The sequence below is a fragment of the Cellvibrio sp. QJXJ genome (assembly GCF_024452345.1).
Taxonomy (GTDB): domain Bacteria; phylum Pseudomonadota; class Gammaproteobacteria; order Pseudomonadales; family Cellvibrionaceae; genus Cellvibrio.
This window is the reverse complement of the sequence record NZ_CP101662.1, coordinates 2,732,290-2,745,089: the sequence shown is the minus strand read 5'-3', so window position 1 is coordinate 2,745,089 and position 12,800 is coordinate 2,732,290. Positions and strand designations below refer to the sequence as shown.

General features: G+C 46.8%; 13 protein-coding genes and 1 tRNA gene. 7 read left to right on the top strand and 7 right to left on the bottom strand.

Annotated elements, in window-relative coordinates; all coding sequences use genetic code 11:
• Positions 1-74: 74 nt before the first annotated feature.
• Both NNX04_RS12030 and NNX04_RS12025 read left to right on the top strand, forming a co-directional pair.
• Positions 75-1,358, top strand: a complete 1,284-nt coding sequence (locus tag NNX04_RS12030) for an allantoate amidohydrolase (RefSeq protein ID WP_261945903.1) — start codon at positions 75-77, stop codon at positions 1,356-1,358.
• Between the two features lie 61 nt (positions 1,359-1,419).
• Positions 1,420-2,001, top strand: coding sequence for a phosphoribosyltransferase (locus tag NNX04_RS12025; protein WP_261945902.1), 582 nt, complete (start codon positions 1,420-1,422; stop codon positions 1,999-2,001).
• An 18-nt stretch (positions 2,002-2,019) separates the two neighbouring features.
• Here NNX04_RS12025 and NNX04_RS12020 read toward each other — a convergent pair whose 3' ends face one another.
• The 5 genes from NNX04_RS12020 to add all read right to left on the bottom strand — a co-directional run bounded on the left by NNX04_RS12020 (position 2,020) and on the right by add (position 7,629).
• Entirely contained in the window at positions 2,020-2,955 is a 936-nt protein-coding gene (locus NNX04_RS12020) for a GGDEF domain-containing protein (protein ID WP_261945901.1), read from the bottom strand.
• Positions 2,956-3,066: 111 nt separating this feature from the next.
• Positions 3,067-4,146, bottom strand: a complete 1,080-nt coding sequence (locus NNX04_RS12015) for a nucleoside hydrolase (RefSeq protein WP_261945900.1) — start codon at positions 4,144-4,146, stop codon at positions 3,067-3,069.
• Between the two features lie 61 nt (positions 4,147-4,207).
• Positions 4,208-5,293 (bottom strand): purine-nucleoside phosphorylase, encoded by a 1,086-nt coding sequence (locus NNX04_RS12010; protein ID WP_261945899.1) that lies wholly within the window; start codon positions 5,291-5,293, stop codon positions 4,208-4,210.
• Positions 5,294-5,440: 147 nt separating this feature from the next.
• Positions 5,441-6,490 (bottom strand): hypothetical protein, encoded by a 1,050-nt coding sequence (locus tag NNX04_RS12005; RefSeq protein WP_261945898.1) that lies wholly within the window; start codon positions 6,488-6,490, stop codon positions 5,441-5,443.
• Between the two features lie 122 nt (positions 6,491-6,612).
• Positions 6,613-7,629, bottom strand: a complete 1,017-nt coding sequence (gene add / locus NNX04_RS12000; protein WP_261945897.1) for an adenosine deaminase — start codon at positions 7,627-7,629, stop codon at positions 6,613-6,615.
• Between the two features lie 472 nt (positions 7,630-8,101).
• Here add and NNX04_RS11995 point away from each other — a divergent pair.
• A tRNA-Phe gene (locus tag NNX04_RS11995) sits at positions 8,102-8,177 on the top strand.
• 137 nt (positions 8,178-8,314) lie between these two features.
• Here NNX04_RS11995 and NNX04_RS11990 read toward each other — a convergent pair.
• Both NNX04_RS11990 and NNX04_RS11985 read right to left on the bottom strand, forming a co-directional pair.
• Positions 8,315-9,301: a phage integrase gene (locus NNX04_RS11990; RefSeq protein WP_261945896.1), complete on the bottom strand. Its 987-nt coding sequence runs from the start codon at positions 9,299-9,301 to the stop codon at positions 8,315-8,317.
• 7 nt (positions 9,302-9,308) lie between these two features.
• Complete coding sequence (locus NNX04_RS11985) at positions 9,309-9,944, bottom strand: helix-turn-helix domain-containing protein (protein ID WP_261945895.1); 636 nt, start codon at positions 9,942-9,944, stop codon at positions 9,309-9,311.
• A 146-nt stretch (positions 9,945-10,090) separates the two neighbouring features.
• Here NNX04_RS11985 and NNX04_RS11980 point away from each other — a divergent pair, with 146 nt between their 5' ends.
• The 4 genes from NNX04_RS11980 to NNX04_RS11965 all read left to right on the top strand — a co-directional run bounded on the left by NNX04_RS11980 (position 10,091) and on the right by NNX04_RS11965 (position 12,777).
• Positions 10,091-10,300, top strand: a complete 210-nt coding sequence (locus tag NNX04_RS11980; RefSeq protein ID WP_261945894.1) for a helix-turn-helix domain-containing protein — start codon at positions 10,091-10,093, stop codon at positions 10,298-10,300.
• A 105-nt stretch (positions 10,301-10,405) separates the two neighbouring features.
• On the top strand, positions 10,406-12,196 hold the full coding sequence (locus tag NNX04_RS11975) for a replication endonuclease (RefSeq protein ID WP_261945893.1): 1,791 nt from the start codon (positions 10,406-10,408) through the stop codon (positions 12,194-12,196).
• 35 nt (positions 12,197-12,231) lie between these two features.
• Positions 12,232-12,519 carry a G5P family DNA-binding protein gene (locus tag NNX04_RS11970; RefSeq protein ID WP_261945892.1) on the top strand — a complete coding sequence of 96 codons (288 nt, stop codon included), beginning with the start codon at positions 12,232-12,234 and terminating at the stop codon, positions 12,517-12,519.
• 129 nt (positions 12,520-12,648) lie between these two features.
• On the top strand, positions 12,649-12,777 hold the full coding sequence (locus tag NNX04_RS11965) for a major capsid protein (RefSeq protein ID WP_261945891.1): 129 nt from the start codon (positions 12,649-12,651) through the stop codon (positions 12,775-12,777).
• Positions 12,778-12,800 lie beyond the last annotated feature (23 nt).

Below are 12,800 nucleotides of genomic sequence, written 5' to 3'. Positions count from 1 at the left end.
GAACGTAAGTTCTTGGCCGGATCACTTGTGAGCGACGACGAGCCCCCAGGGAAGGGTTTACGGCGAGTCTCCGAGTGCATAAAACCAGTCGCAGCGCCACAATCCCGATTGAGAAAAACACCTTGAACGAAATTAGCACCGAAGCACTAGCCAACAAAGTCATGCACTGGTGCGATCAACTCGCCGCCATCAGCTCGAACCCTGAAAACATCAGTCGTTTTTATCTTACACCTGAACACAAACGTTGCAATGCATTAGTAGCGCAATGGATGCAAGAGGCGGGAATGGAAACCTGGGTTGATGCCGCAGGAAATATCTGCGGCCGTTACGATGCAAAAAATGCCTGCGCAAAGACACTGGTGCTCGCCTCGCATTTGGATTCAATCCCCAACGCTGGTGCTTACGACGGTATTCTCGGCGTGTTAATTGCCATTGCCGTAGTCGAACAACTTTATCAAAACGATATTAAATTGCCCTATGCCATCGACATTATTGGTTTTGGCGATGAAGAAGGCACACGTTTTGGCAGCACATTATTAGGCAGCCGCGCAGTCGCCGGAACCTGGAACCCCGATTGGTGGGAATTAAAAGATCGTAACGGAATCAGTTTAAAACAAGCCTTTATTGATTTTGGTTTGGAACCGGACAATATTCACAGCGCCGCACGCAACCCCGACGATTTACTCGCCTACCTTGAAGTCCATATCGAACAAGGCCCGGTATTGGAAGATGAAAACCTCGCGCTTGGAATTGTTACCGCCATCGCTGGCGCACGTCGCTTCGCGATCGAAATCGAAGGCTACGCCGGACACGCCGGAACAGTGCCCATGCCTATGCGAAAAGATGCACTGGTTGGTGCGGCACTGGGCGTAGTGCTGGTGGAAAATATCGCCAACGAATTTAATGTGGTCGCCACCGTAGGAAAAATTGAATGTGGCCCCGGCGCGGTGAATGTGATTCCCGGTCACGCAAAATTTACCATCGATATTCGCTCGGGTGATGATCAATTGCGTGATCAGGCATTTGCAAAAATCCAGCATGAATTGGATATGATTTGCATCAACAGAAATCTTACTGCCAGTTGGAATGAAATTCACAATGCGCCAGCGGTAGTCTGTGCGGATTGGATGCAAGCATTGCAGGCATCCGTATTGTGCGATATGAATTTAAACCCCTACAAGCTCATGAGCGGCGCCGGTCACGATGCCATGGCGATGGCCGATATCTGCGATGTGGCCATGTACTTTGTGCGCTGCAAAGGCGGAGTGAGTCATCATCCGGATGAATCTGTCACAGTTGCAGATGTCGCCTTAGCGATTGATGCGCTCGGCAATACACTGCAAAAACTTGCTCAATAACCAATTATCGAAATAAATACTTCGCAATAAAAGTATTGGATAACCGCTAAGGGTAAAAACAATGGATAAACATTTTATTACCGCAAACGATCTCTTGCTTGATTCATTCAAGTTGGGTGAGCAAATTTATCAGCGCGGTTTTCGCCCGCATTTTATTGTCGGTGTATGGCGCGGTGGCTCACCGGTGGGTATTGCCGTACAGGAATATTTGGAGTGTGTTGGTGTGCCTACTGATCACATCGCAATTCGCACTTCATCCTATTACGGCATCGACAAACAAAGTAAAGACATCCGCGTGCATGGTTTGGATTACATTGTGAAAAATGTGGATGCGGATCAGGAATTATTAATTGTGGACGACGTATTTGATTCCGGGCGTTCCATTAAAGCGATTATTGATGAGATAAAACGTAAGTCCCGGCGCAATACCCCCAATGTGATTAAGGTGGCCTGCCCCTGGTATAAACCTTCGCGTAACGTGACGGATTTAAAACCCGATTTTTACGTGCACGCCACCGACAGTTGGTTGGTGTTCCCGCACGAATTATGCGGTTTAACCCCGCAGGAAATTCTGCAGGGCAAGGGCAGTGAAATTGCCGACACTATTGCGCGTGCAACCGATGTTGGGCGCTTTAAAGAGTAACGAATCTTTAGTTTGTTATTAGTTGTTGTGTGTGACTATGCAATTGCGGCCATTTTGTTTGGCGAGATAAAGGCGTTGATCCACGGAATTAATAAATTCAAGCAGCTGATCATTTGGCCCGGGTGTAACAGTACCCACGCCAAGGCTAATGCTCAGCAACTGACTAATGTCTGATTTTTCGTGGGCGATTTGCAATTTAAAAATCGCTTTGCGACAGCGCTCTGCCACTGCAGCGGCGGCCTCTTCATTGCTCTCGGGCAATACCAATACAAATTCTTCGCCGCCAAAGCGCGCAACAAAATCTTTAGCGCGGGTGGCAGATTCGCTCAGCACCTGGCTCACACGTTTCAAGCAGTCATCGCCCTGCAAATGACCGTAGTGATCGTTGTACTGTTTGAAATAATCTATATCAACCATGATTAACGACAGTGGTTGGCGATTGCGTTTGGCATTGAGCCACTCTACTTCTATAACCGAGTCAAACATGCGTCGGTTAGCCACGCCGGTAAGGCCGTCTTTGAAGGATAATTTTTCCAATTCTTTTTGCAGGTCAATCAGTTTTTGTTCGGTTTGTTTGCGCTCGCTGATATCAAACATAAAACCAATCAGTGCTTCCACTTCACCTGCCGGGTTGCGCACTACATGCACTACATCGCGAATCCACACAAAACGGCCGTCCTTGGTGAGGGCGCGGTAGTCCGCTTCATGGTCCACTCCCGCTTGTGATTGGCTCACACAAAAGTTGACCACACGCTCGCGATCCTCCTCGTGCATACGCGCTGCCCAGTCTTGTACCGTTACCCAAGTATCCGGCTCCCAACCGAGCAGTGCTTCAATTTGTGGGCCAATATACGAAAACGTCAGGCTGTTCCAGTCGATTTTCCAGGGAATGGCTTTCGTGGATTCCAGCAGGGTTTTGTAAACACTGGGGTCGTCTTCCAAGCGGCGGTTCATGGTGGGGTCTCCAAAAAAATAACCCACCTAATATACGCTTCAGACTGTATGGCGGCTAATAACAAATTGGACTTGTTATTATTTTCTCCAGGTTTGCATCAACTTATGGGCTTATTGGTTCAGGGTATCGCGAAACTCCTTAAAAATACGCGCAGGCTCGGTTTTGCGGCATACCTTAATTGCCGGATAGTTTTTATCCTTCACTAAAGTCCCTGCTGTTTTAGCCTCAAGATGATTACGTTTTTTTCCGTCCCAGCGCGTATCTGGCATACTGTTATCCGTAGTTTGTAACCAAGGTTTGGTGGTGGTTTGGTAATCCACCCGCAGCGATTGCTCATCACCTTGGCACAGCTCCGGTTCCATGGCGATCATCACTGCCAAGGTATCCCAAAAATAATATTCATTGCTTGCAATAAACCAATCGTTTTTATCCAGCACTGCATCCCAAAATTTTGCAGAATCCGTGGTTACTGCCTGCTTAAAATCGGCGGCGACTTGAGTGGTTACGCGTACGGAATTAGTGATGTCCAAACCGACCAATACAATCGGCAAGCCCGCTGCAAAAACTTTATCAGCGGCGAGTGGGTCGATAAAAATATTCCACTCGGCTGTGGTATTCGGATGCCCTTTGGTAAATAGCGGCACAATAATATTGCCGGGCGCATCCACCGTGCCGCCCATAATTACCAGCTGATCTATTTTGTTTTTGTCCTGCGGGTAGCGTTCGAGCCATTGCGCAATATTAGTTAGCGGGCCAGTGGCAATAAGCGTGACAGGTTCTTTTGCGTCAGCCAGTGCGGCGTGAATTATTGCTGCGGCGTGTTGGTCACTGGCAGTGCGCGCGCTGGGTTTAATCGGCACACCGGATAGTGTGTCAGAATCTTTGCGCCAGGCTTCGGGGAAAACAAAATAACCATCGAGTGGGTAATTATCGCCACAGGCAACGGGAATAGTTTTGCTGACTTTGCCCGACAAATCGATTAGCGCATTGGTGTTATCAAGGCCGGGTTTGCAGCGCGATTCACCGCTTGCGGAAATAGTCACAGCAATAACATCGGCTTTAGGGTGATGCAGTAGAAACAATAGCGCGGCCCAATCATCAATCGCCATATCGTTATCAAAGATGATTGATTTGCTGTGGCCATTCATGCTGGTGCAATATAAAAATATCGCAAGTAAATATTTTTTCATCATCATAAATCCGTAAACAAGAAAGGCTGCACTCGCCGCGCGAGTGCAGCGGTAAGAAACATTATTTTACCGAAGGGGTGGTGTGCTCATATTTATCCCAGCCGCTAAGTAACTCTTGTACTACGTGGTTGCCCAAACCATAAGCGGCTTCAATGGCGGGTAGGCCCTGATCCGGATAAGGGGCGGTTGTGCTCCAGGCGGCAGTTTTACCCGGTGGCGGGAAACTGAAGTTACTTACTGTGCGCAATACCAATACGCGTTGGGTATCCACTAATTTTGCTTTGGCTAAACGGTGCAGTGCCGTAAGGCTGCCGTTATCTTCCATATTGGTGGTCATAAAATTACTGTCTTTACCTGCATGTAAATGCATCCAATCATTTGCCCAATTATTTAATAGTTCGCCGTGCCAGTAGGTGCTTGAACCAATCGTGTCGCCAATGGTGACAAACGGTGGGCGCAGCGCATTGGGGAAGCCGTTGTATTGCGCGCGAAATTTTTTCATCGCTGGGGTATCGGCAAGGGGGAAATTTTTAGTGAGTTGATAAGCCCAGTCCACGAGTGTTGGATTCAAGTGGTACACAATGGTATCGACCGTCCAGCCTGTCGCTTCTTGATTAGGTTCTTTGGCGCCTAATGGAATTAAACCGTATTCCCACTCTTTGGGAATTTCACGGCCATCAATTTCATAGAGTAAATCACCATCAACCACGTGTTTGGCCCACACGCCGGTGCCAAGCGATACGTCCAGTGGATCACCACCGCCGATACCGGCAATTACCCAATAAGCTTTGGATAAATCAAAACGCGGGTCGGTGCCCAGCGCCATAATCGATGCGGTGGCATTGGTAACGCCCCCGCCGGTGCAAATGGCGAGCACACCTGCATCATTCATGTGCAAGTCGTAAGCGCCGAGGGGAAAAGCGAATTTTTTATCGAGCTTTTGGCGTTCGATCCACAATTGATATTCACCGGCTTCGTCACCGCTTACTTCACCGTGTTCAAACATAGTCACCACAACTACTTTTACGGGAATTGTTGCACTTTTCCCTGCTGTTGCTGCGTTGGCGCCAGTTGCACACATAGCCGCGGCGAGAATTAAAAAAACTCGCACCTGTAAATTTAATACTCGCTTTAGTAAATCAAACATAAATTACCTCAATAAATAAACATCCAAAAAATAACTGCGCGCGTTGCTAGGCTGTTCGCGCCCGCAGATAGTTTTTAGTAATGCAAATTGCTGACCAATTGGACAGGTAAAAGAAAAATTAAGTGTTGAGCAAATGACAAGGGCCGGTTATTTGTATCCGCCGCGCAAATAGCGGTGAAAGGCCAGGTTTACCCAAATTGCCTCGGGTGCTATCGACCAGGAGGGGTTGAGTTGTTGAATCGCTTTAACCAATGCCGGTGCCTGTTCCGGCAGTGTTAACAGCAGTGCGGTTTCACTGCCGTTGCTCACAGCGATTTGCGTGGCGCTGGCAAAACCTTCGGCAGCAGTTCGGCTGCGATAAAACGGCTGCCACCACGCCCCTAGAATTAAACCAATTTGTTCAGCGCTTTCTTTTTTTGCATAGCGATCGATGGCGGCGACAAAACGGGTTTTATCGGCGGCAGTGAGAAATTCAAAATGCAAATCGTATTCGCTCGCTTCAACCAAACGACGGTTATTGCCGACATCAATGAGCGATTGGCTCAGCGTGCCCCAGTCATCACGATAGAGAAAAGCGGAGGTTTTGCGCGAAAGTCCAACCCGCGCTTGCAAACCTTCACTGGCAAGCAGTGCGAGTAATTGTTGTGCGTGTTGGATGTCGCTGTGGCCATAAATAACATGGCGCTCAGTCGCAAAGAATGGCCAAGGAGTGGTGACCAGGTTATAGCCGGTTGCAATACCCTGTGCGATTAGTTGACGCAATTCCAGTGCAAAAGCGGATGGTTCAACAGCCGTACTATTATGCCAATTGATAGCAATACGTTGATAAAGTGATGGCTCATTTAATTGGCCGAGATAAGCCGAATCTTTGCGTGGATATTGCGCTACAAAATCCTGCAGCACCTGCTCGCCCTTTGCTATGGGCGCGCCGATTAATTCCAGTGTTGCTGCGGCTTGTAATTCTTGCAGTGAAAGTTTTTCTTCATCTGCTAGCGTGCTAATTGCCAAGGCTTTGCTACGGCTAAACGTCTCTGCTAATTCGCGATAACCCAATTGCGCTACCGCTTGTTGATAACTCGTTTTGCTTTTGATATGGGTATCGGTTGGTGCTTTTGCGTGGCTATTCACTGCCAATAAAGCTGCACTAATCAACAAATACTTGGTAATAAATGGGCGAGGGTAATTAAGGGGAAACATAAAAAACCTGTATGGAAAAATAGTCATAAAAAAGCCCGCGAAAGCGGGCAAGCTACTACTACGGAGGAGAACAGCATGAAAAAACAACAAAAAAGTAAAACAACATAAAAAGTTTAAAAAAATTAGCTCGTACAAGTCGCGTTGTGCAGATAATTGTTTAACCGGCTGAGATAGACATCTTTTTCTGCTTTTGGCAGCCAGGCTACGCGAAACGCGTTGCCTACCAGCGTTGCAATCTCATCGTCACTGAAATTACCTTCACGCTGTAACTCAATTAAATTTTCATTTAAGTAAGCACGGAAGTAAGCGGGGTCGTCGGAATTAATGGTGGCGAGCATGCCTTTATCCAGCATGCGACGAATTTCGCGAGAGGTTAGTGATTGCACCACAAACCGGTTGGATACCGGGCATACCGTTAGCCCCAATCCACGCGCTTTGATTACCTCACACAGTGCCTCACTTTCCAGTGAATTAATCCCGTGGTCGATACGGTCAACCTGGATCTCATCCAAACATTGGCCAATATGCAGCAAGGTGTTTTGCTGATTTACATCGCAGTGCATGGTGAGCTTCAGCCCCATCTCCCGCGCTTTTTTGAAGACTTCGGCAAACTTGATTGGGGGATTATTTTTTTCGTCGGAATCCAAACCCACTCCCACCAACCAAGCGCGATAAGGTTCGGCCATGAGCAAGTGTTCCATTGCTGACTCAGCGCTCATATCGCGCAAAAAACACATAATCAGTTGGCTTTTAACGCCAAGTTTCGCCTCGGCATCTTCCTGCGCAGCGCGAATGCCATGAATCACCACGCTAAAGTCCACGCCGCGGCTGGTATGTGCTTGCGGATCAAAAAATAATTCGACGTATATCGTATTCTGGCTGTAAGCCTTGCTTAGGTAACTCCAGGTGAGTTGATAAAAATCCGCTTCATCCTGCAGTACTTTCATCGCCCCATAGTAAATATTTAAAAAGGATGGCAGGTCATAAAAATCATAGGCGGCAATTAATTCTTCCGGTGTTTCATAACCCAGCTCAATGTTGTTTTTACGCGCCAGCGCAAAACTTAGCTCTGGCTCCAGTGTTCCTTCAAGGTGCACATGTAGTTCGGCCTTAGGCATGTTTTCAATAAAGGTTTGCATAGCGGGCTCCACTGCAGAAAGGCTGCAATCATTCAAAGTTACTTGTACTTACCTGTTGTTACTTGTAGTACAGCAAATTCTGTTCCCGTTCTACGTCAACCCTTTAATTTACTGACCAAATGGGCGGGAAATTGTAAATCCTGACCATTTGGCTGCACCGGTGTGCACTAGTTTGTTTCCTGTAATAAGTGTTGTGCGCAAATAGTGTTCATTTTTTGCCTGATGATCGTCGGGAGCGCTGTTGTGTGGCTCTTGAGAATTTTCTTGGCAGGACCAGCTAATCGTCCCCAATTTTGGTGATTGCACGACATCAAATATGGAGTTCAGTGAGCAGCAAAACGCCCTGCGCTACAGGGCTGATTGAAAAATAATCACCAGGGGCCAAAAGCAAATTATTTTTAATAATGACTATTGACTCAATTCGCCCGAGCGGGTTTAATGTGCGCCTCTTGCAGCACAGCGCAAGCGACACGCCCAGATAGCTCAGTTGGTAGAGCAGTGGATTGAAAATCCTCGTGTCCCTGGTTCGATTCCGGGTCTGGGCACCATTAATTCCTTATGAATCAATGGTTTAGTAGTAATTAAAATTGCAGTATCTAAACCAGTGACTACATATTGTCTACACTAAAAATTTAGTGAAAGACGAAAAAAAACCTCCCATGTGGAGGTTTTTTTGTTTCTGGAATTAGATCGCCGCGAGGGGGCATTTCTCTGGTGTGTCTGCAAGGTGCTCCGGTGCAAAATGTGCGTACCGCATCGTCATTGTTAAAGTTGAGTGCCCCAATATTTTTTGCAGTGTAAGAATGTCGCCGCCATTCATTAAGTAGTGGCTTGCAAAAGTGTGGCGGCATACGTGCGTTAATTGTCCGGCGGGCAGTTCGATATTCGCTCGTTCTACGGCTTTCCTGAATGCGCCTGCACAACTCTCGAAAAGCCTGCCTGTTTTCCCTCTCACATAATTTTCAATCACTGTATCGCTGTAAGGGACTGATCTGGTCTTACCGCTTTTTGTCTTGCTGAATGTGATGCGCCCGTCTCTAACCTGTAGGCCGGTTAATCCTTCCGCCTCACCCCATCGCGCCCCTGTTGCCAGGCATATTCGAGCAACAACAATTGCCGATGGATTGGTGCTATTTTCAAGCTCATTCATTAGTCGTTTAATTTGCTCCGTGGTTAGCCAAGCTAATTCGATTTCATCAAATTTTATTGCTTTTAATTTCCCGAAGGGGTTGGGGAGCGTCCATTCTCCGGCGCGGTCTAATTCGTTAAAAACCGCTTTAATATAAGCCAATTCATGATTTACTGTGTTTGGTGTAACCTTGTCCTCATCAAGCCTTAGTGAGCGGTAATAAGCAAAATCTTTTGCGGTAATACTTGATGCAATCGGGTTGCGCATTTTTTCTGAAATTTGATAAAGCTTTCTTTTTCTGCGCTCACCATCTTTTAGTGTTTGCCCATGGAGCATGAACCATTTTTCAATAAGCTGGTTTAGTGTTCGTTTGTCGGAGCCGTTTGAGTTCCATTCTTTTGATTGGCTTATGTTGCCAAGTGCAAATTTTTCAAATCTTGCGGCTTCAATTTTTGAATCAAATTTCTTGCGAACTCTTTTACCTTTTCTTCCGTTTGTGTAGATATCTACTAGCCATTTATCACCATCTTTTTTGACGCTCACTTGTTATTTACTCCATTGCTTCCATTACATTTGACCTACTTCCGGGTATTAAAAATTCGCCTAGCATCCTTCCCGTAATGATCAAAATTTTGTGCTCTTTTCCGTATTCATCTTGATTTTGTTGCAACACGTTAAAAGCTTTTTCAAAAAAATAAATTTGTGCTGCATTTTCAAGATCATCTTCCGGTGTGCTTCTGTTTTTTTTAATGAATTCATTTAGATCTCGGCTAATGAGTTGGTGCTCTATTTCTGCGAATTTTAATTTTCTAACAGATGGCATTGGTGATGAGGTGGGACTGTCAAAAACATCTTCTTCCTCTATCGCGGTTAAATATTTTTCAAGCTCCATCACGTATTCGAGTTCCGCCATAGATTCAGCAAATTTTTTAGCAAGAGGTTCAAATACTTCAATAAATTTGGCTCCTGCTGGCGTAAGCCCAAGATTGTTTAGGCCGGTCATTAACCAAAGTGCATAGTCGCTGTATTCCTTGCATAGAAACTCCAGGTGATTTGAGTTCAGTCTTTGCTTTCCATTCAGGGCTTTGCTCCAAACCTGCTGCGAAATCCCGCTTTTGCTTTCCAGTTCCCTTTGGGGAATGCGTAGTTGTTCAATTAGTAGTTTTGCTCGCGCTTCGATGCTCATATGGCAGTTCCTCTTGTGTAGAAAAGTGCGTCAATGTGGAATTTACTACTTTTGGTTGTATTTTTTCAAGATAAATAGTTGTTTTGTGTGGCTGCTTATGATTAAGATGCGCCGGAAATCACTTTGGCGTCTTTCAGGAAGTCACTATGGAGTCTGATCAAAAAATGAGTATTCCGATGTCTGTGCCGGTAGTTACGAAGGCCAGATTTTCGGAAATGTCTGGATTAACTGAAGAAACCCTGCGGGGAATGATCGAACGCGGCCATCTGCCGACTTTGAAGGTAGGAAAACACAGAATGATTAACGTAGCACTCCTGACCAAAGAGTGTTTGGAACAGGACTTCGAGCGGTTTTAAAGAATAGGCATACCAGCGTCAACTGATATGCCTATGAGTGGTGGTTAAGTGCGTCAACACCTAATCACCGGATTGTCCCAGCTTCGCTAAAAGAGGAACCCGACCATGGTAGCTCAAGCCGCCATGACTGGCCAGTTCGTTGGTTTTGATGGCCAGCTTTACCCCCATTCATCACTGGATGCCTTCGGCACCCGTGATTGCCGCCCTTTCCGCCAGCGTATTCTGGCGCGTTGCGGTGCTTTGGCGAACGCCATGCGCGCTGAATATTTGTTCCTCGCTAAAACCCAGTCCCATGTTAAAGCCAACCTGCGGTTTTTGGAGTTGGATGCTTATCTCAATATCGACACCCTACACCTGTTGTGCAGCCATGAAGAGTTGACGGAGTTTGCTGATAGCCGGGCAAACCTGTGCACATCAATTGCAGAAAACCATACCGATCTTGGCGAGTGCTTTAGTGATCTGGTTGATCTGGTCACAGCATACGGCATTGATGCGCCCGAGGTTGAAGTCGATGGCAGCAACCTTGAAGCGAACATTAACCGCCTGTGCTGCCTCAAATGGTGGCGCCGCCAGTTGCGCAAACTGCAAGCGGATCGAGTCGAAGCTGTTGCCCGTGAATTGCGTCAGGTCAATGCGAAAGCCTCCCCTTATTGTTCAACTTTTTCGCATGCGAAAAAACGGCAACAAAAGAAAGCCAACCGCGAATATCTGGAAAGCCGTACAGCCGTAAACGAGCTGGGACAAGAGTTCACTCTTGCGGAGCTGTCCGCCCTTTCAGTTTCTAATCCCTCCATTCGTCGATTAGAACTGATCACACGCTGCAAGGGGTTTGAGGCTATTGCCAAGGCGCAACAACATGAAGGTGTGTTTATCACGCTTACCGCCCCCTCTCGCTTTCACCGCATGATCAAAATCACCAAGGGTGACAAAGTAATCAAGATAGTACCGAACAAGGCCTTTACTGGGCTTACACCGCGTGATGCGCAGAAATATTTATCAAGCGTTTGGGCACGGATTCAGGCAAAACTTTCGCGTGCGAAAATCAAGCCTTATGGATTCCGCATCGCCGAACCTCACCATGATGGCACACCCCATTGGCATTTCTTGCTGTTCTCAACAGCGGCCAACATTGAAGCCATCACCAGCATTTTTCAAGAGTACGCATTGAAAGACTCCCCCGATGAAAAAGGGGCAAAAGAGCATCGCGTAAAAATCGAATTAATCAAAAAAGGCATCAACGAAAAAACCGGCCAAGAGTATTCCGCCACCGGTTACCTGATTAAGTACATCTGCAAAAACATCGACGGGTATGGCGTAGACAACAAACAAGCAAAAGGCACCGAAGATTGGGCGAATAAAAATGCCTCCGAAGTTGCTGAAAAAATTGAAGCATGGTCACGCACACACCGCATTAGACAATTTCAGCAAATTGGAGGTGCCAGCGTGACTGTATGGCGAGAATTAAGACGCCTATCTGAGCAGGAAGGTGTTGTAGAGCAAATTAGGCAAGCGGCTGACGCAGGCGATTGGGCTGCATTCGTTCTGGCCATGGGCGGAGCTACCGTTGCGCGCAAAGATCAAGAATTGCGCCCTGCTTACGCTGTTGCAGAACAATTGGACAAGAACACTGGTGAGCTAATCCCTGTCCTTCAAACCCAATACGGTGATGAAGCAAAAGAGCGCGTGATAGGTGTATTGATCGCCGGTGTTGTTGTGCTGAGCCGCACTCATTACTGGGAGATTAAAGAAACCGCCAGCTTACGTGCTGCCCGTCAAAAAATTATGGATGGTATTGCTGACGTGCTTGAAGAAATTCACGCACAAAATCCGCAATTAAATCCGGCTGCTATTCATTGCGCACCGCGTCAGCGGTGCGCCTTGGACTTGTGTCAATAACTCTACGCATCACCAACTAACCAAAGGAAATCACCATGTTAAAAATCAGCATTATCGATGGTCATCACTTGCCACAATCCCGCCCCACACAAAAGGGGGTTCGTTACTATCAAATGGCCTATGCCCATATGGGTGGCGCATTCCCGCAACAAATTGAAATCCCGTTACGAAATCCAGTCGATGCATTTTCTGTCGGTGAATACACCTTGGATTTGTCGTGCTTTCAGGTTGGAAAATTTAAAAATCTTGAGTTGAACCCTTTTGAGGTTCGACTCAAGCCTGTCGAGAACACAATGCGTCAAGCTCCTCCAAAGGTGGCTTAACGTGTTTCCCGAAGTTGACCCTGCACAAGCTGTTGATTTTATAAAAGCAGTGGGTCTTCTCTGGGCTACGGCCTGGATCTTTGTGCAACTTCGTAAATTAATCAAGTAATTAACTTTAGAGGAAATTTTATGGATCTTTCAGGTGTAACCGCTTCAATCACCGCCGCTATTACCGATGTTACCTCACTGGGTCTTGCGTGCTTGAGTGTGTATGTGGCTGTAAAAGCATTCGGTTGGGTTCGCAGTGCAATGAAGTAAAACGCAGGCATTTAATCACTTGT